Genomic DNA, 22305 nt, shown 5'->3' with positions numbered 1-22305 from the left:
CCGCCCCTCTCCGGAGGGTCGGAACGCAGTCAGGTCGGGGGACTAATCGCGGATGCTCAGCTCCGCGCACACGCGCTGCTTCTCCGGCATGGAGGGCAGCCAGCCCACCAGGTGCAGGCGGGCGGTGTCGGCGTCGACGCCGGCACGGTTGAGGCGGCGCAGCAGGTGCGGCATGAGTAGCTGGAAGTTGCGGGTCTGGCCGTCGAACTTCGCGTGGCCGACGGCCCGCTGGCGGGTGACCTCGGTGAGCTTGAGGTCGAGGATCTCCACCTTCTCCTGCGTGCCGGAACCGCGGATGTCCAGGGCGGCGGGCACACCGTCGGAACGGGTGGCCCCGTCATCGCCCTCGAGGATGGTGCGGATGATCTGGGTCACCGCGACCGGGTCACCGAGGGCGTTGGAGACGTACCGGTGTCCGAGCACGCTGTGGTCCATCTCGATGAGGGTGTGCGAATCGTCCAGCTCGCTGGAACGGTAGGTGAGGGGCAGCTGCACTCCCCGGCCGTCGAGGTCGGAGCCGATGAGCACCTCGATGCCGACCTCGCCGTCCGGATCGACGAGCCGGTAGCTGCCCAGCAGGGTGACGATGCCGGCGTAACGGGCCGCGATGTCCTCCTTGGTGGGATCGAGTTCTGCGTCGTAGATGAGGGCTTCACCGCTCATGATGTGTGTGCTCCTTGCGTGATCAGCGTTCTTTCGGGAGTATCTGCGTATCTGTCACCAGCGTAGCCCGATCACCACCCCCACGTATATGCTGCGGCGCAACTAGGCTGGCCGACATGAGTGATGAGAAGACACCTGAGCAGTTGCAGGAAGAGAAGTTCCGGGCCGAGTTCCGGGTCGGCGGCGTCGAGCGGGAGATGCCCGCGGAGGAGCAGCTCGAGCAGCTGTACTCCTACATCGACGCCCACTACGAGCTCCCCGACTTCACCCCGCCGTGGAAGGGCGGCAGCGGCGACCCCGACCCGGCGGACAACTACATCGCCCGTCTCCCCGACCGCATCACGCACGCCGCGATGCTCATGCTCGGTTCCGGCCTCGACCACTCCATGCCGGGCGTCGTCTGGGCCGAGGGCATCGAGGTGTCCGAGGTCCCGGAGGTCGCCGGCCGCCTGTTCACCCCCTCGGAGCCGACGGGTGCATGGGCCGTGTCCTTCCACTCCGGCGGCTGGTGGCGCGGTTCGGGCAACGCCCTGGAGATCGCCTGGCGCCCGGAGGTCGCGGCCGCGGCACAGCGTTCCGGCACGGTCATCCTCGACCTCGACTACCCGCTCGCCCCGCAGAGCACGCTCGCGGAGATGAATGACAGGGTCCGGCAGGCGGTGGGTGTGGCGAAGCACCACAACGCCACGTCGATCACGGGCTGGGGTTATTCCTCCGGGGCGGCGCTCGCGGCGCTCAACGCCTCGCTTTTCGACGCCCTCGTGCTCACCTTCCCCGACCTCGACTCCGTCGCCGGCCTGCCCGCGGAGATCCGTGCGGGTCTGGAGGTCCCGACTGCGGAGTCCTGGCCGCCGAGCCTGGTGCAGATCGCCCTGCAGGATGAGATCGCGGGGCGCCCGGAGACCGGGGGGCACGAGGTACGCGAGTACGTCTCCCGGCACCGCGTGAGCACCCCGGAGGTGGCCCGCCAGCGGGTGGCTGATGTGGCGGAGTTCCTGCGCGCTCAGTCCGCCAGGTAACGTTTCCGCAGGTCACGGCCGCGTTCCTCGAGGCGTTCCTGCATCGCCTCGGTGCGTTCGACCTGCCGGGTGGAACGCGGCGGGAGGTCGATCTCCCGCTCCGCCCTCCGGCCCTCCTTGAGCTGGCGGGCGCGTTCCACCTCGACGTCGACCTTCATGCCGAGCACCAGCATCATGTTGTAGCCCCACAGGGCGAACATGAACGCCAGGATCGTGCCGATCGCGCCGTAGGAACTCAGGGAGGACAGGTAGGACAGGTACAGCCAGAAACCCACGCTGACCAGCGCCAACCCGAGCAGCGCGATGAAGGCCCCGACGCTGAGCCAGCGGAAGCGCGCCTGCCGGACGTTGGGCGTGAAGTAGTAGAGCACCGCGATGAGCACGGTCGCCAGCGCGAGGATCACCGGCCATTTCGCCCACCGCCACACCGGCAGGAACACCCCCAGCAGGAAGTCGAGCGTGCCGCCGAGCCCGAGGGGTTCCGCGATGAGACCGAGGGTGGCGTTGACGACCGTCTCATTGAGCATCACCGACACCAGGATGCCGACGATGCCGACCAGTAGCGCGAACGTCAGCAGGAACATCGTCGCCCACAGCCGCGGGATGGACCGTCCCTCGGGCTGCCCGTACACCGTGTTCGCCGTCCGGGAGAACGCCCGCACGTACGCCGAGGCCGACCACAGGGCGATGGCCACACCGACGATGACGCCGACGACACCACCCCGCTGCGAACCGATGACCATCTCCAGGACACCGCGCACGGAGGACTGGTACTCGCCCGGCACGTACCCGGCGATGAAGTCCGCGATGAGCGACTCCACCAGCTCCGCGTTGTTGGCCAGCACGAGTGTGGCCAGGGAGTAGATCGCCAGGATCGTCGGGGCGAAGGACAGCACCGTGAAGAAGGTGAGCTTGGCCGCCAGGTCGAGGCCGCCGCCCAGCCAGAACTCGTGCACGACGCGACCGAGGGCGTAACGCCAGCCCCGGGAGCTCAGGCGCGGTCGACGGCCGGACGCGGTGCTCATGTCAGAAGGTGCCCGCGTCGATGACGAAGCGGTAGCGCACGTCCGCGGCGATGGTGCGGTCGTAGGCCTCGTTGATGGCGGTGGCGTCGATGAGCTCGATCTCGGCGGCGATGCCGTAGGCGGCGCAGAAGTCGAGCATCTCCTGGGTCTCGTCGATGCCGCCGACCAGCGAGCCGCTCACCGAGCGGCGCTTCTGCGTCAGCGAACGCACGGGCACCGCCAGCTCGGCGGGCGGGAGGCCGAGCTGGACGAGGGCGCCGTCGAAACGCAGCATGTCGAGGTATGCCTCGGTGTCCAGGTCGACGGAGACGGTGTTGAGGAGGAGGTCGAAATGGTCGTGCAGATCCTCCGGCAGGCCGTCTGCGGTGGAGACGTGGCGGGTGGCGCCGAAGCGGAGGGCGTCCTCCTTCTTGGCGTCCGAGTGGGAGAAGACGGTGACCTCCGCGCCGAGGGCCGCGGCGATCTGCACGCCGACGTGCCCCAGCCCGCCGAGGCCGATGATGCCGACCCGCCTGCCCGGGCCCGCACCCCAGCGGCGCAGCGGCGACCAGGTGGTGATGCCGGCGCACAGCAACGGCGCGGCCGCCGCCGGATCGAGCACCTCGGGGATACGGACCACGAAGTCCTCCCGCACGACGATGGCCTGCGAGTATCCGCCCCGGGTGACCTGGCCGTCGCGACGGTCGATGCCCCCGTAGGTGAGCGTCGGGCCCTCCTCGCAGTAGGAGATCTCCCCCAGCGAGCACGGGTGGCAGCTGCCGCAGGAATCGACGTAGCAGCCCACGCCGACGCGGTCCCCCGGCGCGTGGCGGGTCACGCCGGGGCCGACGGCGTCGACGATGCCGACGATCTCATGCCCCGGGACCAGCGGGTAGGCCCGCTCACCCCAGTCGCCGCGCGCGGTGTGGATGTCCGAATGGCAGATGCCGACGAACTCGATGCGGATGGACACGTCGTCCTCGCGCAGCTCGCGGCGCGTGATGGTCACCGGCTCCAACGGCTCGGCGAACCCCGGGGTGCCCCAGGCGCGAACAGTACTCATGATTCCCGAGGGTAGTCGGCCCACCGCACGGCCCGCCCGTCGTGCGGGATCCCCTCGGCGTCCCAGTGCGGGACGGAGGCGGCAGGGTCGTGCGAGGAGCCGTCGGCACGCACGACCCGCCACCAGGCGGTGAGGTGCCCGACCTCGGCCATCACCCGCCCCACCTGGCGTGGGCCGGTGCCCACCCGGGCGGCGATGTCGCCGTAGGTGCTCACCTCGCCGGGCACGAGCTTCCCGACGACCGCGAGCACCCTCTCCTGTATGTCGGTGAGGCCGCTAGAACTCAACGTCCTGGAGCGGGTCCGACTCGCGGATCTCCTCCTCGACGTACTCCTCCACCTCGGCGAGGGTGACGGTCGCGCCCGTCGGGTCCGCGATGATGCACAGGCGGCCGAACTCGGAGTCCCAGGGCTCGCGGATGATCTCGCCGCCGAGCTCCGGGATGCGGGCGACGGCGTCGTCCAGGTCGACGATGCCCAGGTAGGACTGCCAGAAGCTGGGGACCTGGGGCGGGAACTGCCCCTCGGCCTTCCACAGACCCGCGAACGGGGCGCCCTCCACCACGGCGGTGGTGTAGGTGAAGTCCTCGCCCGTCGCCTGGGCCACGAGCTCCCAGTCGAGCAGGCCGTGGTAGAAGTCGACGGCCTTGTCGAAGCCGGTGGTGGCCGCCAGCTCGTGCCACACCGGGGTGCCCGGCTCGCCGGCGGCGATGAAGTAGTCCTCGCCCGCCGGCTCGATGAGGCCGAAGAGGGCGCCGGCGGCGTCGCTGAGCAGCGCCATCCGACCGATGCCGACCTCCGTCGGGGCGGCGAGCACCCGACCACCCAGGCGTTCGATCTGCTGGATCTGCGTGTCCAGGCCGTCAGCGAGGAAGTAGGTGAGCCACGTGTCCGGGAAGGCGCCGCCCTCCTCCGGCTGCGGGATGAACCCGGCGACCGGCAGGCCCTGGACGCGGGCGATGCGGTAGGCGGAGTCATCGCGGGAGTCGATCTCCCAGCCGAGGAGCTGCGCGTAGAAGTGCGTGGACTTACGCACGTCGGAGGTCGTCAGGTCAATCCAGTACGGCATGCCGCCGCTGGCCTCGAAAGCAGGCATCTAGAGGTTTCTCCACTTCTCCGGGTCAAAATCATCATTGGCGGTGGCCTCGTCGAAGAAGTCGTCCTCGTCCGTGCCCGCCGCGGTCACGCGCGCGCAGGTGCCGGCGAGACACACGACGTCACCGTGGCGGAGGGTCCTGCCGCGGCGGGTGTCCACCTCACCGTTGACCGTGACCTCGCCGTTGGCGATGACGTCCTTGGCCTCACCGCCGGTGGCCACCAGGCTGGCGAGCTTGATGAACTGGCCGAGCTTGATCGTCTCGTCGCGGATCGCGACATCATGGGCGTGCATGGTGCCTGAGTCTAGCCCGCCAGTTCCATGACGCCACCCACCAGCATCCACAGCGCCAGTCCCATGAACACGAGGCCGGTGACCGCGTCGATGATCCGCGCGTTACGCACCAGCCGCTCCGAGATGGTGTCCACCGCCACCGCCAGGATGGTGAACCACGCGATACCCGTGGACAACAGCACCACCAGGATGATCAGGTGCCACTCCCACCCCATGCCCGGCGTGATGAACTGCGCGAACACCGCGCCGAAGAACAGCAGCGCCTTCGGGTTCGACAGGTTCGTGGCCGTGCCCGTCAGCCAGGCGCGGAGCGCGGAGATCTCCCCGCTCACCGCCTCCTGCTCCACCGCCTGCTCCCGCTGCGGGGAGAGCCCGGCGCGCAGGGCCCCGAAACCCATCCACAGCAGATAGGAGCCGCCGATGACCTGCAGCACCGCCAGCAGGCCCGGATGGGTGTTCACCAGCGCCGACAGGCCCAGCAGTGAGCCCGTGATCCAGATGGCGGCACCCGTGTTGATGCCCAGCCCACCGAAGATCCCCGCCTTCCGCGAGTGCACACCCAGGCGGATGACCTGCGCGATGTCCGGCCCCGGCGACACGTTCGCCGTGAGCCAGACGACCAGCAGGGAGAGGAAGGAGGAGACAGTCACGTCTGAATATTAACCCCCCTCAGGTGACGGGTCAGACGTGGTCCCTGGTCATCATGTTGAGGGTGTCGATGTTGATGTGCTTCGGCAGCGACGCCACCCAGCGGATCGCCTCCGCCACGTCCTCCGGGGAGAGGTTGAGGTTGTCGGCGTAGACGGCCCCGGCCTTCTCCTCGTCTCCCTTGAAGCGCACGACCGAGAACTCCGTCTCCGTGCGGCCCGGGTCGATCTGGGTGATGCGGATGGGGTTGTCCACCTCCTCCATGCGGAAGGCCCTGGTCAGGGCACGCAGGCCGAACTTCGCGGCGTTGTAGCCGGCACCACCCGGGTACGGGGTGAAGCTGGCCATCGAACCGATGTTGATGATCAGCCCCTCCGCCGCATCCACGAGCGGCAGCAGTGCCTTGGTCACCCGCACGACACCGAGGACGTTGACGTCGTACATGGTCTGCCAGTCCTCGAAGTTGGCGTTGCGGACCGTGTCCAGCCCGTGCGCGCCACCGGCGTTGTTGACCAGCACGTCGACGCGGCCGAACTGCTGGAGCTCCCCGGCGAAGGCGGCGACGGAATCCTCATCCGTGACGTCGAGCCGGATGGCGGTGCCGCCGATCTTCCCGGCGACCTCGGTGATCCGGTCGAGGCGGCGGGCGGCCACGACGACGTGGTAACCCTCCCCGGCCAGGGTGACGGCGGCGGCGGCACCGATTCCGGAGGAGCCGCCGGTGACAACTGCGATCTTCTTCTCACTCATGAGGGTCAGTGTAGGGCCAGCCCGGCAACAGGCGTGCAACTCACGGCGCGCTGCGTCACCGTTTCCCCAGGTCACCATCCACCGTCGAGGAGCTGAGTTGCACGTCTGTTGCCGTCGCCCCTCCTCCGGCGGGGATCCCTGCCATACTGCGGGCATGAATCAGGTCGGGGGGCCTGTCATCTGTGCCGATGGCAGAACAGAACAGGAACGTCAGAGTCTCTACCGGAGGGAACGGGGCGGCGAGTTCCTCAGGATCGCCCCGGGGCATTTCATCGAGACCATCAGCCACGGGGACCTCGACGCGGAGGAGCAGGTCCTGGTGCGCATCGCGGCTTTCGCCTGCTGCGCACCGGCCTCCGTCGCGGTCGGCCGGACAGCGGCCCGCCTGTGGGAGCTGCCCATCCTGCCCCCTGCCGATCACGGGACGTGGCGGGTGGAGCTGGGCAGGATCGGGGGACGCACACGGAGGACCCGGCACGTCCACTACCGCCACCTCAGCGCCGGGCACAGGGACCACATCGAGACCACGGACTGCGGGTTCGGCACCGTCCGGGTGACCGGGGTGCTCGCCACCGCCCTCGACCTCGCCCGCTGGAGTTCGCTCGCCGATGCCGTCCGCGTCCTCGACCACTGTCTCCGGGAAGATCTGTTCACCCACGAGGAGATGGAGCGCCGGGCCGGGGAGATGCACAGGCTGCAGGGTGCCGCGCAGGTGGGGCAGGCGGTGGCGCTGGCCACCGCGAGTTCGGAGAGCCCCCGCGAATCCGAGGTGAAGGTGCTGCTCCGGGAGCTGGGAGCCCCGGTGCCGTGGCAGCAGGCGACGATCCGCGATCAGCGCGGGAGGGAGATCGGCCGGGTCGACTTCTTCTGGCCGGAGCTGGGCCTGATCATCGAGTTCGACGGCGACGTGAAGTACTCGCTCCTCGATCCCGGCGACAACTCCATCCGCCTCAGGGAGTACGCACAGACGCTGGAGTACCTGCGGAACGGTCTCATCCCGATCCGCTTCAGCTCCGCGGACCTCGCCTCCGGTCTGGCGGCGGCCACCATCGCGGCGCACCTCACGGGCGGGGCGGCGCAGGGGCGTCCCTACCCGGATCACCTGTGGTCGGCCGAGACCCCCGCCTGGACCGGGCACAATGGTGGGCATGCTCTTCGACCTTGACCGCATCGGCGCCGGACTGCCCGTCGCCCGCACGATCGACCAGCTGCCGGGGCTCCTGGACCGGACCCTCGTGGTGCAGGCCCCGCCCGGCACGGGCAAGACCACCCTCGTCCCGCCGGCGCTGGCCAACCACACCGGGGGAAAGGTGCTGGTCACGGCGCCGCGGCGGGTGGCGGTGCGGGCGGCGGCGCGACGCCTGGCCCACCTGGACGGGTCGCGGATCGGTGAGCGGGTGGGCTTCACGGTGCGCGGCGAGCACCATCCGGGCAGCCTGGTGGAGTTCATGACCCCGGGTGTGCTGCTGCGTCGCCTCATGTCCGAGCCGGAACTGGCGGGTGTGGCGGCGGTCGCGGTGGATGAGGTGCATGAGCGGCAGCTGGACACCGACCTGGTGCTGGGCATGCTGCTGGAGCTCGCCGAGCTGCGCGATGACCTGGCGGTGGTGGCGATGTCCGCGACCCTGGACGTCGACAAGTTCGCCGCCCTCATGGACGCCCCCGTGCTGGACACCCCGGCGGTGACCCATCCCCTGACCATCGACTACGCGCCGCATCCGGGGCGGGCGGGCAACACCCGCGAGTTCCTCGACCATCTGGCGGGTCTGGCGCAGGGTCACGACGACGCCGTGCTCGTGTTCGTCCCGGGTGTGCGCGAGGTGGAGTACGTGTGTGCGCGGATCCCCGGTGCCGTCCCGCTGCACGGTTCGCTGGACGCCCGGGAACAGGACGCGGCGCTCAGCGGTCAGGCGCGGGTCATCGTGGCGACCTCCATCGCGGAGTCCTCGCTGACGGTGCCCGGCGTGCGCGTCGTGGTGGATTCGGGGCTCTCGCGTGTGCCGCGTCGTGACGCCACCCGCGACATGACCGGCCTGGTCACGGTCTCCGCGGCGCAGTCGACGGTGGATCAGCGCGCCGGCCGCGCCGGGCGTGAGGGTCCGGGCCGGGTGCTGCGTGCCTATTCGCAGGCGGACTACCAGCAGTTCCGCCCGCACATCACGCCGGAGATCGCCACCTCGGATCTCACGCAGGCGGCCCTGACGATGGCGGTGTGGGGCACACCCCGGGGCGAGGGGCTCCCGCTTGCCGATGCCCCTCCCTCCCCCGCCCTCCACTCCGCCGAGACGGTGCTGCGGGGCATCGGGGCGGTCACGGAGTCGGGTGAGGCGACGGACCTGGGGCGTCGGCTGGCGGCGCTGCCGGTGGATCCCCGCCTGGGGCGTGCGCTGGTGGAGTGTGGTCCGGCGGCGGCCCGCACGGTGGCGGTCCTGTCCGATTCGCCGCGGGGTGACGTGGCCCGGGCGCAGGCCCCGGCGCGGGAGGTGCGGCGTCTGGAGCGGCTGGTGTCGGGAGGTTCGGGTGAGTCCGATCCCGGCGTGATCACCGCCCTGGCGTTCCCGGGGCGGGTGGCCCGGCGCGTGGGCGAGGAGTATCTGCTGGTCAGTGGCACCCGGGCGGTGCTGCCGGGCGATCTGGGGCTGACGGGGGCGGAGTGGCTGGCCGTCGCCGAGGTGACCCGCAGCGGCGGCACCTCGCGTGAGGGGCGGGCAGGTGCCACGATCCGCGCAGCCGCCCGGCTGACGGAGGAGCAGGCCCGCGAGGTCGTCGGGGAGACCACGGAAATCGTGGCCACCGTCGCCGACGGTCGCGTCCGCGGCCGCCGGGTCGTGCGTCTGGGTGCCATCGAGCTCAGTTCCACCCCGGTGCAGGTCCCGCCGGAGGAGGCCGCGGAGGCGCTGGCGGCCACCGTGGCGAGGGAGGGGCCGGGCATGTTCCGCTTCTCGGACGCGGCGCAGGGCCTGCGCGAACGCCTCGCCTACCTGCATGAGCAGCTCGGCGATCCGTGGCCGGACGTGGAGTCGGCCGACCCCCAGCTGTGGCTCGGACCGGAGTTGGACAGGGTGGCGCGGGGGACGTCGATGAGCAGGGTGGACATGTACCCCGCCCTGCAGCGCCTTCTGCCGTGGCCGGAGGCGACGCGTCTCGACGAGCTCGCCCCGGAACGTCTGCTCGTACCCAGCGGCAGCCGGCACCGCGTGGACTACTCCAGCGGGCGGCCGGTGGTGAGCGTGAAGCTGCAGGAGTGCTTCGGCCTTGAGCGCTCCCCCGAGCTGGCGGGTGTGCCGGTGCTGTTCCACCTGCTCTCCCCCGCCGGGCGGCCCCTGGCCGTGACCGATGACCTGGCGAGCTTCTGGTCAGGGCCTTATGCGCAGGTCAGGGCGGAGATGCGCGGACGTTACCCCAAACACCCGTGGCCGGAGGACCCGTGGTCCGCGCAGGCCACGGCGCGGACCAAGAAGCGGATGTGACGGGGCCGTCACTCCTCGGCGGTCATCTCCACCAGGCGGAAGTTCTCCGGCATCTCGGCGGCGTCGAAAGCACCGGCGGCGGTGGCCAGCATCGGCAGCAGCTCGGCGGGGGCGGCGATCTCCAGGGAGTCGTTGCCGTAGATCTTGGCCAGGAAGAACTCGCTGGCCAGGAAATCGAGGGCGGCGGCGTCATCGCCCAGCAGATCAGCCGGGGCAATGACCTGGAAGGAAGGAATGACCTTTGTCGGGCTCATGTCTCCGACGTTAGGTCCGTGATCTTGGAAATCTCTGCCAACAACTACCCGAACTGCTGCCACGCCAGGTAGGAGCTCATCACGACCACGACGATGAGCAGCGCGGCCCGCACCAGGCGGGCTCCCCCACCGAGCACCGTGCGCGCACCCAGCTGGGCACCGGCGATGTTGGCCACCGCCAGCACCAGCCCCAGCTGCCACCACACGTGACCACCGACGGCGAAGACGAGGAGCGCACCGAGGTTGGTCGAGGTGTTCACCACCTTCGCCATCGCCGCGGAATGGAGGAAGTCCCGGGAGAGCACCGCCGTGAACGCCATGATGAGGAACATGCCCGTGCCGGGGCCGAAGATGCCGTCGTAGAACGCGATGACCCCGACGAGGAGGAGCACCAGCCAGCGCCGCCACCGTCCCACCGGGGGCGCCGCATCAGAGGCGCCGAAGCCCGGCCGCAGGGCCACGAAGGTACCCACGGCGAGCATGAGGATGATGATGAAGGGGCGGAGGAGGGTGGCGTCGATAAGTGAGGCGGACAGCGCACCCGCGCCCGAACACACCAGGGCGAGCACCACGAACCAGGGGTTGATGCGCGGCCGGACGCGACGGACCAGCGTCCATGCCGCCGTGGTCGTGCCGGAGACGCCGACCAGTTTGTTCGTGCCCAGGGCCGTGGCCGGCGCCAGGCCCGGCACCACCGCCAGGAGCAGCGGGATGAGCACCAGACCGCCGCCGCCGATGACGGCGTCGACCCACCCCGCGGCGGCCGCACCGGCCACGAGGATCCCCCAGGCACCGAGCCCGATGTCCATGACACCTCCGGGTAACACGTTCCCGTGGGAAACGATTGAACAGGTAAGAGGCATTCTCACACAGGAGGTTGATCGACGTGTCCCCGCACCATTCAGCGAAGCTCACGGCGGTCCTGCTGTCCGTGCTCGCGCTCGTCGCCTGCAACACCGGCGGCTCCGGCAGCACTGACGGCCCTGACGTCACCGACAGCACGGTGGACGCCCCGGCCACGACCAGCGTCGCCCTGCCCACCAGCTCACCCCGTGTCCCCCAGCCCACCACCCCGACCGACCCCGGCTGCACCTCCGGGGACCTCGCCGACAGTGAGTTCGGCGCACACCTGCGGTCCGGAACCATCGTGACCAGCACCTCGGAGCACTTCACCTTCCGCGTGCAGGAGAACTCCTACGACTCCTGCGCCGACCTGAGCTGGGTGCTTCTCGACGGCACCCTCGGCTCCGGCCCGGCTGAACGCCCGGCCGGCACGATGGTGCTGTTCACCGGTGAGAAGCTGGTGTTCAACTATCAGCCGCCCCTCTACGCCGGGGTGAACGGCGCTCAGCGGCTCCACGACAACGCCGTCCTGGTCTCCTGGCGGCACAACACCGCCCCGGGGGCATCCGAGGAGTCCTACGAACTCACCGACGACCACCTCAGGCTGGTCGCCACCTCCACCCCGGACTCGCTGCGGGGGTCGGTGCCGGTCATCGACTTCCGTAACCCGCCCCTCGATTCGCAGGCGGGCCTGCCCCCGGCGGGCAACGTCCACGGCAGCCCCTACGCCGCGGAACTGCCCACGGGCCGTTATGTCGTGCCGCTCACCAGCGAGCACACCCTGCAGTGCGATCTGGGGCGTGACGACGGCATCGTCGCCGACTGCTGGGCCAACTTCCAGGCCTTCTGGGACGAGGAGGGCTCCAACCACGTGGTGTACGCGATCTCCCCGGCGCGGATCGAGACCGACATCAACATCGCGCCCGACGCCCGCGGCCTGCCGTCTCTGGCCCGGGACGGGGTGTACAAGGTGGGGCACGCGGTGGTGGATCTGCGGGAGCCGAACGTCGCGAAGATCGGTCTCGAACCCGGGCAGGGGGTGCACATCTCGCCGGGTCACGTCGGCGGATGGACCGCGCCCTGATTTGACGGTCCCCGTAATGTCTTGAGACATGGGTTCCCGGAAAACAATGACGCGCTGGCTCATCGTCGCCGTCGCGTCACTCGTCCTGGGCCTGATCTTCAGCCACCTCCACGTGCCCGCCGCGTGGATCCTCGCCGGCATCATCGGCGCGGGTGCGGTCGCACTGTCCACGCATGAGGAGCTGCCGCTCAACGCCACCTTCGAGAAGGGCGGCCGCGGCACCATCGGCATCCTCGCCGGCATCCCCCTGGCCGGGGTCCCCCTCGGTGAGCTGGCCGGATACGCGTTGCCCGGCATCGTGGTCGCGTTGGTGGTGGTAGGGTTCGGCATCCTCGGCGGGCTGCTGCTCTCCCGGGCGGAACCGGCCATCAGCCGGGAGACGGGCGTGCTGTCGATGCTCGCCGGCGGCTCCTCCGTGATGCCCGCCCTGGCCCGTGACCTGGGCGCCGACTTCCGCTACGTCGCCCTCAGCCAGTACCTGCGTCTGCTGGCGGTGTCGATGACACTGCCGCTGGTCAGCGCGTTCTTCATGATGCCCGCCGACGCCGGCGGCGGCCCCACCGGCCCGGCGGTCAACCCGTGGATGTTCCCCGTCATCGCCCTGGTGGCCTTCTTCGGAGACAAGGTCGGCGCGCTGCTGCGCCTGCCCTCCCCGGCGGTGTTCGGCCCGCTGCTGCTCACGGTGCTCGCCGGTGTCCTCCTCCCCGCGGACTGGAGCATGCAGCCCCCGGAGTTCTTCCGCGTCTACGCCTTCCTGGCGATCGGCTGGATGTGCGGTGGTGCGCTGTCCATCCCGGCGCTGAAGTTCTTCGGCCGTCAGCTGCCCGCCACGATCAGCTTCATCGTCGCCCTCAGCGTCGCCTGCGCGCTGCTGGCGATCCCGATCATGCACTGGGTGGACATCACCTACTTCGAGGCGTACCTGGCCACCAGCCCCGGCGCGATCGAGACGGCGCTGGCGCTGTCCTCGGAGGGCGGGGCCGGTCCGGCGGTCGTGGCGATCCAGCTGATCCGTCTGCTGGGTGTGCTCCTCATCGCGGGGTGGCTGCCGCACATCCTGCGTCTCCTGCTGCGTGACCGTCGATGAGATGGGCGGTCGTCGCGCCGGCGTCGATAGGCCTGGGGCTGCTGTTCTCCTGGTGGAACGTCCCCGCCGCGTGGATCCTGGCGGGCATCGTCGCGTCCGGCGCGGTGGCGCTGGGCACGGGCCGTGAGCTGGAGGTCAACGACTCCTTCTACCGTTTCGGCCGCGGTGTCATCGGCATGCTCGCGGGGCTGCCGCTCGTGGGCATCAGCGTGGCGACGCTCACCTCCCTCCTCATCCCCGGCCTCCTCGTCGCGGTGGTCACCATCGGCATCGGCGTGGTGGGCGGGCTGCTCCTGGCGCGGCGGGAGGCCACGGTGTCCCGGGAGACGGGCATCCTGTCGATGCTCGCCGGGGGCGCGTCGATCCTGCCGGTCCTGGCGCGGGAACTCGACGCCGACTACCGTTTCGTCGCCCTCGCCCAGTACCTGCGGCTGCTCGTCGTCTCGATGTCCCTGCCGCTGGTCACGGCGTTCTTCCACCATCCCGGCGGGGGCACGGCGGTGGAGGCCCCCGCCCAGCCGTGGTTCCTGCTGGTGGGCATCGCCGCGATCGCCTACTTCGGTGAGACGCTGGCCCGCCCGCTGCGCATCCCGGTGCCGAGCGTCCTCGGCCCGCTGCTCATCACCGTCGCCCTCGGGCTGGCGCTGCCGCAGTGGTCGCTCCTGCCGCCGGAGACGTTCCGCATCGCCGCCTTCCTGTCGATCGGCTGGATGTGCGGCGGCGCCCTGTCGGTGCCGGCGCTGCGGGTCTTCGCCCGTCAGCTGCCGGCCACGGTGACGTTCATCGCCGTGGTCATCCTCGCCTGCGCGGGCACCGCGTTCCCCCTGGCGTGGTGGCTGGACATCACCTACTTCGAGGCCTACCTGGCCACCAGCCCGGGCGCGCTGGAGACGGTCCTCGCGCTGTCCTCGGAGGGTGGGGCGGGGCCGGCGGTCGTGGCGATCCAGCTCATCCGCCTGCTCACCCTCCTCGTCGTGGCGGGTTACCTGGCGCGGCTCATCCGGCGTTGATCGCCCGGTCCATCACCCAGACGAGTGCCTCGCCGGAGCCGGTGACCTCCAGCTTCTCGACGTCCCTCCCCCGCAGCACATCCCCCTCCTGCAGGGAGTGGCCGGCGACGGTCATCTCCCCGCTGATGACGAAGAAGTGGACGTAGGCGCTGCCGGGGACGATGACCGGGGTGTCGTCGACACGCACGAGGTGGAGGGAGGCCCCAGCGGTGCCGAGCGGCAGCGGGGCGTTCGGCCCGGCGACCGGCACGAGGCCCGTCTGGCCGGAGAAGTCGTGGGTGGCGTGCGTCGGGACGGTGCCCTTCACGTCGGCGGGCAGCCAGGACTGGACCACCCGGACGTGGCTGCCGCTGGTGTAGCCGCCGGCGTTGATCTCGGAGTGGCGCACGCCGGAGCCGGCGGAGATGTACTGGGCCATGCCGGCACGGACCTCGGTGATGTCATCGGAGCCGGAGTCGCGGTGGTGGACGGCGCCGTCGACGATCCAGCTGATGATCTCCACGTCCTTGTGGAAGTGCATGTCGAAACCCTCACCCGGGGCCACGATGTCGTCGTTGTGCATCATGAGCAGCCCGAAGGCGTTGGCCTCGAGGTCGAAGTTGCCGGTGGCGGGGAAGGACTGCCGGGAGATGATGGCGGAATCGCGCCAGTGGTCCCGGTCCCCGGAACGAATGATGGCGAATGTTGTCATGTCACCAAGTCTAGCGTCCGGGGTGCCGGAGCACAAGAGTCCCCGACCTAATCGAGCAGCTGCTCCCGCAGGATCGACATCGGGATCGAACCCAGCGCCAGCGCCCGGGAGTGGAACTCGGGGACGGTCATGCCCTGGGCGACGGCGTCATCCCGCGTCTGCTGCCAGAGACGCTGGCCGAGCGCGTAGGACGGCGCCTGGCCGGGCCAGCCGAGGTAGCGGTTGAGCTCGAAACGCAGGTTGGCCTCGTCCATGGCGGTGTTCTCGCGCAGGAAGGCCTTGGCGTAGCTGGCGTCCCACACCGCGGTCCCCTCCGGGACCTTCTTGCCCAGGTGGACGCCGATGTCGAGGACGACGCGGGCGGCGCGGAGACGCTGGGCGTCGAGAAGCCCCATGCGCGTGCCCGGATCCTCGTGGTGGCCGAGCTCCTCCATGAGCTGCTCGGCGTAGAGGGCCCAGCCCTCGCCGTGGCCGGAGTTCCAGCAGGCGACGCGACGCCACAGGTTGAGGTTCTGCCGCTCGAGGAGGGTCTGGCCGATCTGGAGGTGGTGGCCGGGCACGCCCTCGTGGAAGACGGTGGTCAGTTCCTGCCAGGTGTGGAAACGCTCCTGACCTGCGGGGACGGACCACCACATACGGCCGGGACGGGCGAAGTCATCGGACGGCGGGGTGTAGAAGATGCCGCCGGTGCCGGCCGGGTCGATGCGGGCCTCGATGGTGCGCACCGGCTCGGGGATGTCGAAGGCCGTGCCGTGGAGGGAGGCGACGGCGGAGTCGGCGGTCTCCTGCATCCACTCCAGCAGCGCGTCGGTGCCGGTGAGGGTGTAGCGGGGCTCGTCGTTGAGCCTGCGGTAGGCCAGGCGGACGTCGTCGGTGTCGTAGAGCTTCCGGGCGATGGCCTGCTGCTCGGCGTCGATCTCACGGAGGCGCTCGAGGCCCCAGGTGTAGGCCTCGTCGAGGTCGACGGAATCACCGACGAACAGGTGCGAGAAACGCTGATAACGCTCACGGCCGACGGCGTCCTCCTTGGGCGCGTGGGTGGCCAGCTGCTCGCTGAGCCAGTCGGCCATGTCGGCGAAGGCCTGCTTGGCGGTCTCGACCTCGGGGGCGTCCTTCGGCAGGCCGATCTCCTCGAGGAGGGAGGGCGACTCGACGAGGTCCTGGCACTGGGAGTAGACCTCGTCGACCTGGCGGACGGGGGCGACGTGGCCGTGGGAGGCGGCCTCGGCGAGCGACTCACGGTAACCGGCCAGCGCGGCCGGCACCTTGGACAGGCGGGAACGCAGGGCGTCGATCTGCTCCGGGGTGTCCGTGGGCATGAGGAGCAGGGTGTCGCGGATCGTCTGCACCGGCGAGGCGATGTTGTTCAGCTGCGCCAGGTCCTCGCCGTGGTGGTGGAGGTCGAGGTCGAGGCAGAGACGGTCGCGGAGGACGGCGGCGGTGACGTGGTCGACCTCGTCGAAGTCGTCCTCATCGTCGGAGTCGTCGGTGCCGTCGTCGAAGGCGTCGACGTCCGCGATCATGTCGCGGGTGCGGTCGGCGACGGCCTCCCAGTAGGTGGGGGAGAAATCCTGCAGCTCGCCGTCGAACCCGGGGATGCCCCATGCGGTGGCGTCGGTCGGGGACAGCGCCGCCAGGTCGTAGACGAATCCCTCGCACGATGCGTCGAGAAGCGAAGGCGAACGCTTGATGTCGGCACTCATAGCAGGTCAGTGTACCGGGGGTGACGCATTCAGTCCCATTTACGGCCCGGGGCCTGCCAGGAGCCGAAGGCGTCGAGCACGGCGGCGGGGGTGTCGGCGACGACGAGGCAGTCCACGTATTTGGGGCGGAGGAAACCCTCCTCGACCGCGCGGTGCAGCATGGCGATCTGCGGATCCCAGAACCCCTCGATGTTGCACAGGGCCACGGGCCCGCGGATGTGGCCGAGCTGCTGCATGGTGAGCACCTCGAAGAGCTCCTCGAGGGTGCCGGCGCCTCCGGGCAGGGCGATGAAGGCGTCGGCGAGGGCCTCCATGCGGGACTTGCGCTGGGCCATTGTCTCGACAACCTCCAGGCGGGTGAGGCCGGGGTGCGCGAGCTCCCGGTCCACCAGCTGGCGCGGGATGACGCCGGTCACCGACCCCTGCTTCCCGACGACCGCGTCCGCCACCTCCCCCATCAACCCCACCGCACCGCCGCCGTACACGAGGGTGAGGTTCCGGGCGGCCAGTTCGTGGCCCAGCTCCTGCGCCGCGCGGGTGTAGGCCGGGCGGGCGCCGTGGGAGGAACCGCAGTACACCGCCACGGAGGTGATCCGGTCAGAGAGGTTGAGCAGCATCGTGCCCGCGGCGGCCCGGTCGACGAAGCCGGTGCGCCCGTAGAGACGGCGGGCGATGCTGCCCTCCCCGACGGACAGGCTGATCCCGGGCCAGCCCTGTTCCCGGCCGTGGTCGGCGAGCAGCCCGATGAGGCGGGCCCCGAGTCCGATGTTGCGGTACCCCTCGGCGACGTGGAGCATCATCTCGGGGATGTCGTCGGCGACGTGGCCCGGACCGGCGACGAACTGGGCCCAGATGACACCGACGGGACGGCCGCCGTCGAGGGCGACGAAGCCGGCGTCACCGCGCCCGGGACGGAAGTCCAGCGGGTGGGCCGGATGGTCGCGCAGCGCTGCGGCGCGCGAAGGGTGGTCGTCGACGGTCATCGGGCGGAAAATCAGTCCCATGACCGTTGATTCTATCGCCGGTACCGTGGGGTGCATGGCTACCGACCAGTTTGCTTCCGCTCTCGCCCTGGCCCGCGAGGCCTCCCGCGTGGAGGTCTTCACCGGTGCGGGCATGTCCGCCGAATCCGGACTCGACACGTTCCGCGACGCCCAGACGGGCCTGTGGACCAAGGTCGATCCGGTCGCCTTCGCCTCCGTCGAATCGTGGGCACGCGACCCCGAACCGATGTGGGCGTGGTACCTGTGGCGGGGCACCGTGTGCCGCCGCGCGGAGCCCAACCCGGGTCACCGGGCGATCGCCGACTGGTCCCTGCTTGCCGACGTCCACGTCGGCGTCACCACCCAGAACATCGACAACCTGCACGAACGCGGCGGCATGGACGATGTCGTGCACCTGCACGGCTCGCTCTTCGACTACCGCTGCACCATCTGCTCCCGCCCCTGGAAGGGCGAGGTGGAGTTCCCCGACGAGCCGGTCGCGCGGATGGCCCCGCCGGAGTGCCCGCTGTGCGGCAACCTGGTGCGCCCCGGCGTGGTGTGGTTCGGCGAACAGCTGCCCCAGGACGAGTGGGGTCGTGCCGAGGCCCGCATGGCGGCGGCCCACCTGGTGGTCGTGGTGGGCACGTCCGGGGTGGTGCACCCGGCGGCGGGGCTGCCGCTCGTCGCGAAGCATTTCGGGGCGAAGATCCTGGAGATCTCACCGGAGGAGACCGAACTCAGCCGCATCGCGGACGTCTCCTGGCGCACCACCGCAGCGCAGGGCCTGCCGCAGCTGGTGATGGGCCTGACGCTGGACGCCTAGGACCTGCCTGCGGCAACCGAAACATGCCGCGAAGGCCCTCCCCACCTCAGGGAAAGGGGGCTTCGCGGCATGTTTTGGTTGCCTCAGGGCGTGGGCACGACGTGGAGCGCCGCCGTGGGGGTCACCGTGACCTCGTCGCCGACGGCGAAACGCGCCGGCCCCTGCTCGCGGACCGCCAGCTTCTCCCCCGCGCCGTGCAGACGGATCCGGTACAGGGTGGAGTGGCCGGCGTACTCGACCGCGCCGACCGTGGCGCCCACGCCGATGCCCGGCCTGGCGGACAGACGCAGCTGCTCGGGGCGGATGACCACCTTGCCGATCGACCCGACACCCTCCGCGCAGGTCGCCTCGACCGTGCCGAGGGCGCAGGTCACGGTGTCGCCCTCGAGGGTGCCGCGCAGCAGTGAACACGTGCCGACGAACTCCGCCACCCACGCCGTCGCCGGGCGGGAGTAGACCTCGGAGGGGGTGCCCACCTGGACCAACTGCCCCGCGGAAAGCAGGGCGACGCGGTCGGCGACGGAGAGGGCCTCGTCCTGGTCGTGGGTGACCAGCAGACCGGTGGCGCCGCTGGCTGCCAGCACCTCGCGGACGTCGGTACGCAGGCGCACGCGGAGGGCGGCGTCGAGGGCGGAGAAGGGTTCGTCGAGAAGCACGAGGGCGGGCTCGGGGGCCAGTGCCCGGGCCAGTGCGACGCGCTGCGCCTGGCCACCGGACAGCTCGGAGGGCATGCGGTGCGCGAGCTCCGGGATGCCGACCATCTCGAGCAGCTCCATCACCCGCGGCGGCACGGGCCCACGGCGCTTCCACAGGCGGGGGCGGGAGAGGCCGAAGGCGACGTTGGCGGCGACGTCGAGATGCGGGAACAGGGACGCCTCCTGCGGCACCAGCCCCACGCCGCGCCGCTCGGGGGCGACGCTCACCGGGCCGTCGACGACGCGGCGACCCGCCAGATCCACCTGCCCGGCCGTCGCCGGCAGCAGGCCCGCCAGCACGCGCAGCAGCGTCGTCTTGCCGCAGCCGCTGGGACCGAGGACGGCGAGGAGCTCACCCTCGGGCACGTCGAGATCGAGGCCGTGGAGCACCGTCGTCTCGGTGCGCCCCGGACCCGGGAACGCGGCCTGCAGACCACGGACGGACAGGGCCGGCGGGTGGGGGTGGTTCGTCATGAGGAGCCTCCGGGTTGACGGGCCAGCACCAGGGCCGGGATCGCGGCCACGGCGATGAGCATGAGGCCGTAGGGCGCGGCACCACCGTAGGCGGCGATGTCGGTCAGCTGCCACAGCCTCGTGGCCAGGGTATCGACACCCGTCGGGCGCATCATCAATGTGGCCGGGAGTTCCTTCATCACGGTGAGCGCGACCAGCATCGCACCGGCGGCGATGCCCGGCCATGCAACGCGGCCGGTGACCTCGGACCACGTCTGCACCGGGGTGCGGCCCAGGGTGCGGGCGGCGTCCTCGAGACGTTCGGGCACCTGCGCCACCGACGTGCGGACCGAGCCGACGGCCTTGGGCACGTAGAGGATGCCGTAGGCGATGACCAGCAGCGTCATCGTCTGGTACAGCGCAGGCGCCACCTTGAGGGCGAGGTAGACCATCGACAGGCCGAGCACGATGCCGGGCAGTCCGTGGCCCAGGAAGGTGGCGGTCTCCAGGCCGCCGACCAGGCGGGTGCGCTGCCGGGCGGCGAGGATGCCCACCGGCAGGGCCAGCAGCGTCGCCACGACCGCCCCCGCGAAACCGAGCAGCACCGTCGTCCGGGCCGCGGCCAACAGGCGCGCGACCTCGACCTCACGGCCGGCGACGCTGATGATCAGCCGTTGCACCAGCACCGCGATCGGCATGCCGACGGCCGCCAGGAACACGGTGCCCAGCGCCGTGGAGGCCAGGATGTGCCCGGTGCGGGAGAGCTTGACCGACGGCGGGGCGTCGCCGCGGACGCGGAGGGCGGTGACGGGGCGTCGTAAAGCACGCTCCGCGACGACCACCAGCAGCGCGAGGAACACCAGCATGAGGGAGAGCACCATCGCCAGCTCGCGGTTGAAGGTGCCGGAGAAGGCGGTCTGCACCGCCGGGGTGAGCGCCGGGTAACGCATGATGGCGACCACGCCGAACTCGGAGATCGTGTACAGCGCGACGAGCAGCGCACCGGCGCCGGCGGCGGGGGCGATCTGCGGCAGCGTCATGGTGAGGAACGCGCGGACCGGACCGAGGCCCAGGGTGCGGGCCACGTCCTCGATGTTGGTGTCGGCGCGGCGCAGGGCGGCGGCCACCGGGAGGGTGACGTACGGCGTGGACACGAGCACGAGCACCAGCACGGAACCGACGTAACCACGCAGCGGGGTGGCACTCACCCACGCCAGACCGGCGACATAGGAGGGGATCGCCAGCGGCAGCGTCGCCGCCACCCACCACCAGCGGCGGGCGACGAGGTTGGTGCGCACCAGCAGGAAGGCCGTCGGCACGCCGATGAGCAGCGCCCCCAGGGTCGCCCCGAGAGTGAGCAGCATCGTGTTCGTCATCAGCTGCCACGTGCGCGGACGCAGCAGCGCCCCGGTGATGCGCTCCACGGGGGCGGCCAGCGCCTCACCCAGCAGGAAGACCAGGGGGGTGGCCACCACCGCGACGGTGAGGAAGGCGAGGACGAGCAGCAGCGGGTGCGGACGCCGCGCGCCGCCCCGCCCGCGGGGACCCCGGGAACGACCGAACGGCCGACGCGCGGATGCGCGACGACCGGATGGTGCGGATGAAGCAGGTGGGGCTGACATTTAATCGACGGTGAGGCCGGCCTCATCGACGAGCGCGGCGCTCTCCTCGACGGTGCCCAGCTTCGCCAGATCGACGTCCGGCGCGGAGAGGGACTCCAGCGGCGGCACACCCTCCGGGCCTGCCACGCCGCTGACCAGCGGGTACTCGAAGGTCTTCTGCGCGAAGTAGGTCTGGCCCGCCTCAGAGAGGAGGTAGTCGACGAAGGCCTGCGCATCGGCGCGGCCCGCCCCCTTGGTGAGGATGCCCACGCCGGTGGCGTTGACCAGACCGGCCAGGTCGCCGGCCTCGCCGAACTTCAGCTGGGCACGCATGTCGGTGCCCTGCTCGGCGGCCGCGGCGTACCAGTAGTAGTGGTTGATGAGGCCGACCCGGATCTCGCCCTTGTCGACGGCCTCCAGGATGTCACCGTTCTTCTTGTAGGTCTTCGGCTCGTTGGCGGCGAGCGCCTCGAGCCACTCGCGGGTGGCGTCCTCGCCCTCGGTCACGCGCATGGCGGTGACGAAGGCCAGGAAGGAGGCGTTGCCCGGGGCGACGCCGATCTGGCCCTTCCACTTCGGGTCGACCATGTCGGCGATGGTGGCCGGGGCCTCCTCCTCGGTGACGTTCTGCGTGTCGTAGGCGACAGCGCGGGCGCGGCCGGTGATGCCGACCCACTGGTTGTCCCCGGAGGAGAAACCGTCGGCCACCTGGGCGATGGTCTCGGCCGGCAGCTCGGTGAGCATGCCCTGGTCCTCGAGGAGGCCGAGCGCGCCGGCCTCCTGGGAGAGGAAGACGTGCGCCGGGGAGGCGTCGCCCTCGGTGAGCAGCAGCTGGGCCTGCTCGGCGGTGGAGCCGTAGCGGACCTCCACGTTGATGCCGGTGTCCTCGGTGAAGTCCGCGATCAGCGGCGCGACGAGATCCTCGGCGCGGCCCGAGTAGATGACGAGCGAACCCTCGTCACCGGTGGTGTCGGTGCTGTCACCGGAGCCGCAGGCGACCAGTCCGGCGGCGGCGCCGCAGACGGCGACCACGGCTGCGGCGAAACGCTTCGTGAAGCGCATGTGTACCCCT

At 70.6% G+C, this 22305-nt stretch carries 23 protein-coding genes; 7 read left to right on the top strand and 16 right to left on the bottom strand.

What is annotated here, in order from left to right:
- Positions 1 to 42: 42 nt before the first annotated feature.
- The gene (locus tag GXZ33_RS08975; protein ID WP_291340647.1) at positions 43 to 663 is read right to left on the bottom strand and encodes a hypothetical protein; all 621 of its coding nucleotides are present in this window, start codon (positions 661 to 663) and stop codon (positions 43 to 45) included.
- A 116-nt stretch (positions 664 to 779) separates the two neighbouring features.
- On the opposite strand from GXZ33_RS08975, the gene GXZ33_RS08970 reads away from it, so the two are divergent.
- Entirely contained in the window at positions 780 to 1682 is a 903-nt protein-coding gene (locus GXZ33_RS08970; protein ID WP_291340645.1) for an alpha/beta hydrolase fold domain-containing protein, read from the top strand.
- On the opposite strand, the gene GXZ33_RS08965 is transcribed toward GXZ33_RS08970, so the two are convergent.
- Genes GXZ33_RS08965 through GXZ33_RS08935 form a run of 7 tightly spaced genes read right to left on the bottom strand, consistent with a single transcriptional unit; the run spans position 1667 to position 6536 of the window.
- Positions 1667 to 2707, bottom strand: a complete 1041-nt coding sequence (locus GXZ33_RS08965; protein WP_291340642.1) for a YihY/virulence factor BrkB family protein — start codon at positions 2705 to 2707, stop codon at positions 1667 to 1669. The genes GXZ33_RS08970 and GXZ33_RS08965 overlap by 16 nt on opposite strands.
- Position 2708: 1 nt before the next feature.
- A complete protein-coding gene (locus tag GXZ33_RS08960; protein WP_291340640.1) occupies positions 2709 to 3749 on the bottom strand; it encodes an NAD(P)-dependent alcohol dehydrogenase in 1041 nt (346 codons plus the stop codon).
- Positions 3746 to 4000 carry an MGMT family protein gene (locus tag GXZ33_RS08955; RefSeq protein WP_291340639.1) on the bottom strand — a complete coding sequence of 85 codons (255 nt, stop codon included), beginning with the start codon at positions 3998 to 4000 and terminating at the stop codon, positions 3746 to 3748. Before GXZ33_RS08955 ends, GXZ33_RS08960 begins: the two co-directional genes overlap by 4 nt.
- Before the next feature lie 25 nt (positions 4001 to 4025).
- On the bottom strand, positions 4026 to 4844 hold the full coding sequence (locus tag GXZ33_RS08950) for a VOC family protein (RefSeq protein ID WP_291340638.1): 819 nt from the start codon (positions 4842 to 4844) through the stop codon (positions 4026 to 4028).
- Positions 4845 to 5138, bottom strand: a complete 294-nt coding sequence (locus GXZ33_RS08945) for an RNA-binding S4 domain-containing protein (protein ID WP_291340637.1) — start codon at positions 5136 to 5138, stop codon at positions 4845 to 4847.
- An 11-nt stretch (positions 5139 to 5149) separates the two neighbouring features.
- Positions 5150 to 5788, bottom strand: coding sequence for a LysE family translocator (locus tag GXZ33_RS08940; RefSeq protein WP_291340636.1), 639 nt, complete (start codon positions 5786 to 5788; stop codon positions 5150 to 5152).
- Positions 5789 to 5819: 31 nt separating this feature from the next.
- Positions 5820 to 6536 (bottom strand): SDR family NAD(P)-dependent oxidoreductase, encoded by a 717-nt coding sequence (locus GXZ33_RS08935; protein ID WP_291340634.1) that lies wholly within the window; start codon positions 6534 to 6536, stop codon positions 5820 to 5822.
- Positions 6537 to 6690: 154 nt separating this feature from the next.
- On the opposite strand from GXZ33_RS08935, the gene GXZ33_RS08930 reads away from it, so the two are divergent.
- Positions 6691 to 7701, top strand: coding sequence for a hypothetical protein (locus GXZ33_RS08930; protein WP_291340632.1), 1011 nt, complete (start codon positions 6691 to 6693; stop codon positions 7699 to 7701).
- The gene (gene hrpB, locus GXZ33_RS08925) at positions 7685 to 10006 is read left to right on the top strand and encodes an ATP-dependent helicase HrpB (RefSeq protein WP_291340630.1); all 2322 of its coding nucleotides are present in this window, start codon (positions 7685 to 7687) and stop codon (positions 10004 to 10006) included. Before GXZ33_RS08930 ends, hrpB begins: the two co-directional genes overlap by 17 nt.
- 8 nt (positions 10007 to 10014) lie before the next feature.
- On the opposite strand, the gene GXZ33_RS08920 is transcribed toward hrpB, so the two are convergent.
- Together GXZ33_RS08920 and GXZ33_RS08915 are read right to left on the bottom strand one after the other, a co-directional pair.
- On the bottom strand, positions 10015 to 10260 hold the full coding sequence (locus GXZ33_RS08920; RefSeq protein ID WP_291340627.1) for a hypothetical protein: 246 nt from the start codon (positions 10258 to 10260) through the stop codon (positions 10015 to 10017).
- Between the two features lie 44 nt (positions 10261 to 10304).
- A complete protein-coding gene (locus GXZ33_RS08915; RefSeq protein WP_291340626.1) occupies positions 10305 to 11069 on the bottom strand; it encodes a TSUP family transporter in 765 nt (254 codons plus the stop codon).
- 77 nt (positions 11070 to 11146) lie between these two features.
- Between GXZ33_RS08915 and GXZ33_RS08910 the strand changes: the two genes are divergently transcribed.
- From GXZ33_RS08910 to GXZ33_RS08900, 3 genes are read left to right on the top strand one after another with little or no spacing between them, the layout of a single operon-like run.
- Positions 11147 to 12187 carry a hypothetical protein gene (locus GXZ33_RS08910; RefSeq protein WP_291340625.1) on the top strand — a complete coding sequence of 347 codons (1041 nt, stop codon included), beginning with the start codon at positions 11147 to 11149 and terminating at the stop codon, positions 12185 to 12187.
- 46 nt (positions 12188 to 12233) lie between these two features.
- Positions 12234 to 13274, top strand: coding sequence for an AbrB family transcriptional regulator (locus tag GXZ33_RS08905; protein ID WP_291340624.1), 1041 nt, complete (start codon positions 12234 to 12236; stop codon positions 13272 to 13274).
- Positions 13271 to 14284 (top strand): AbrB family transcriptional regulator, encoded by a 1014-nt coding sequence (locus GXZ33_RS08900; RefSeq protein WP_291340621.1) that lies wholly within the window; start codon positions 13271 to 13273, stop codon positions 14282 to 14284. Before GXZ33_RS08905 ends, GXZ33_RS08900 begins: the two co-directional genes overlap by 4 nt.
- Here the strand turns inward: GXZ33_RS08900 and GXZ33_RS08895 are convergent.
- The 3 genes from GXZ33_RS08895 to GXZ33_RS08885 are packed head-to-tail and all read right to left on the bottom strand — an operon-like array spanning position 14271 to position 17682.
- Positions 14271 to 14975 carry a pirin family protein gene (locus GXZ33_RS08895; RefSeq protein ID WP_291340619.1) on the bottom strand — a complete coding sequence of 235 codons (705 nt, stop codon included), beginning with the start codon at positions 14973 to 14975 and terminating at the stop codon, positions 14271 to 14273. The genes GXZ33_RS08900 and GXZ33_RS08895 overlap by 14 nt on opposite strands.
- Positions 14976 to 15022: 47 nt before the next feature.
- Positions 15023 to 16678, bottom strand: coding sequence for a DUF885 domain-containing protein (locus GXZ33_RS08890; RefSeq protein WP_291340617.1), 1656 nt, complete (start codon positions 16676 to 16678; stop codon positions 15023 to 15025).
- Between the two features lie 29 nt (positions 16679 to 16707).
- The gene (locus tag GXZ33_RS08885; protein ID WP_291340615.1) at positions 16708 to 17682 is read right to left on the bottom strand and encodes a TIGR00730 family Rossman fold protein; all 975 of its coding nucleotides are present in this window, start codon (positions 17680 to 17682) and stop codon (positions 16708 to 16710) included.
- Positions 17683 to 17716: 34 nt separating this feature from the next.
- On the opposite strand from GXZ33_RS08885, the gene GXZ33_RS08880 reads away from it, so the two are divergent.
- Entirely contained in the window at positions 17717 to 18484 is a 768-nt protein-coding gene (locus GXZ33_RS08880; RefSeq protein WP_291340613.1) for an NAD-dependent deacylase, read from the top strand.
- Between the two features lie 83 nt (positions 18485 to 18567).
- Here GXZ33_RS08880 and GXZ33_RS08875 read toward each other — a convergent pair whose 3' ends face one another.
- The 3 genes from GXZ33_RS08875 to GXZ33_RS08865 are packed head-to-tail and all read right to left on the bottom strand — an operon-like array spanning position 18568 to position 22295.
- Complete coding sequence (locus GXZ33_RS08875; RefSeq protein WP_291340611.1) at positions 18568 to 19653, bottom strand: ABC transporter ATP-binding protein; 1086 nt, start codon at positions 19651 to 19653, stop codon at positions 18568 to 18570.
- Complete coding sequence (locus tag GXZ33_RS08870; RefSeq protein ID WP_291340609.1) at positions 19650 to 21254, bottom strand: iron ABC transporter permease; 1605 nt, start codon at positions 21252 to 21254, stop codon at positions 19650 to 19652. Before GXZ33_RS08870 ends, GXZ33_RS08875 begins: the two co-directional genes overlap by 4 nt.
- Positions 21255 to 22295, bottom strand: a complete 1041-nt coding sequence (locus GXZ33_RS08865) for an iron ABC transporter substrate-binding protein (RefSeq protein WP_291340607.1) — start codon at positions 22293 to 22295, stop codon at positions 21255 to 21257.
- Positions 22296 to 22305 lie beyond the last annotated feature (10 nt).

Source organism: Corynebacterium sp. (assembly GCF_012838985.1).
Lineage (GTDB): Bacteria > Actinomycetota > Actinomycetes > Mycobacteriales > Mycobacteriaceae > Corynebacterium.
This window is presented reverse-complemented; position numbering and strand designations above follow the sequence as displayed.

Excerpts from the sequence above, each read along its gene's own strand:
- GXZ33_RS08975 (WP_291340647.1), bottom strand. The coding sequence starts at position 663 with ATGAGCGGTGAAGCCCTCATCTACGACGCAGAACTCGATCCCACCAAG.
- GXZ33_RS08970 (WP_291340645.1), top strand. The coding sequence starts at position 780 with ATGAGTGATGAGAAGACACCTGAGCAGTTGCAGGAAGAGAAGTTCCGG.
- GXZ33_RS08965 (WP_291340642.1), bottom strand. The coding sequence starts at position 2,707 with ATGAGCACCGCGTCCGGCCGTCGACCGCGCCTGAGCTCCCGGGGCTGG.
- GXZ33_RS08960 (WP_291340640.1), bottom strand. The coding sequence starts at position 3,749 with ATGAGTACTGTTCGCGCCTGGGGCACCCCGGGGTTCGCCGAGCCGTTG.
- GXZ33_RS08950 (WP_291340638.1), bottom strand. The coding sequence starts at position 4,844 with ATGCCTGCTTTCGAGGCCAGCGGCGGCATGCCGTACTGGATTGACCTG.
- GXZ33_RS08945 (WP_291340637.1), bottom strand. The coding sequence starts at position 5,138 with ATGCACGCCCATGATGTCGCGATCCGCGACGAGACGATCAAGCTCGGC.
- GXZ33_RS08935 (WP_291340634.1), bottom strand. The coding sequence starts at position 6,536 with ATGAGTGAGAAGAAGATCGCAGTTGTCACCGGCGGCTCCTCCGGAATC.
- GXZ33_RS08930 (WP_291340632.1), top strand. The coding sequence starts at position 6,691 with ATGAATCAGGTCGGGGGGCCTGTCATCTGTGCCGATGGCAGAACAGAA.
- hrpB (WP_291340630.1), top strand. The coding sequence starts at position 7,685 with ATGCTCTTCGACCTTGACCGCATCGGCGCCGGACTGCCCGTCGCCCGC.
- GXZ33_RS08920 (WP_291340627.1), bottom strand. The coding sequence starts at position 10,260 with ATGAGCCCGACAAAGGTCATTCCTTCCTTCCAGGTCATTGCCCCGGCT.
- GXZ33_RS08915 (WP_291340626.1), bottom strand. The coding sequence starts at position 11,069 with ATGGACATCGGGCTCGGTGCCTGGGGGATCCTCGTGGCCGGTGCGGCC.
- GXZ33_RS08905 (WP_291340624.1), top strand. The coding sequence starts at position 12,234 with ATGACGCGCTGGCTCATCGTCGCCGTCGCGTCACTCGTCCTGGGCCTG.
- GXZ33_RS08900 (WP_291340621.1), top strand. The coding sequence starts at position 13,271 with ATGAGATGGGCGGTCGTCGCGCCGGCGTCGATAGGCCTGGGGCTGCTG.
- GXZ33_RS08895 (WP_291340619.1), bottom strand. The coding sequence starts at position 14,975 with ATGACAACATTCGCCATCATTCGTTCCGGGGACCGGGACCACTGGCGC.
- GXZ33_RS08890 (WP_291340617.1), bottom strand. The coding sequence starts at position 16,678 with ATGAGTGCCGACATCAAGCGTTCGCCTTCGCTTCTCGACGCATCGTGC.
- GXZ33_RS08885 (WP_291340615.1), bottom strand. The coding sequence starts at position 17,682 with ATGGGACTGATTTTCCGCCCGATGACCGTCGACGACCACCCTTCGCGC.
- GXZ33_RS08880 (WP_291340613.1), top strand. The coding sequence starts at position 17,717 with ATGGCTACCGACCAGTTTGCTTCCGCTCTCGCCCTGGCCCGCGAGGCC.
- GXZ33_RS08875 (WP_291340611.1), bottom strand. The coding sequence starts at position 19,653 with ATGACGAACCACCCCCACCCGCCGGCCCTGTCCGTCCGTGGTCTGCAG.
- GXZ33_RS08870 (WP_291340609.1), bottom strand. The coding sequence starts at position 21,254 with ATGTCAGCCCCACCTGCTTCATCCGCACCATCCGGTCGTCGCGCATCC.
- GXZ33_RS08865 (WP_291340607.1), bottom strand. The coding sequence starts at position 22,295 with ATGCGCTTCACGAAGCGTTTCGCCGCAGCCGTGGTCGCCGTCTGCGGC.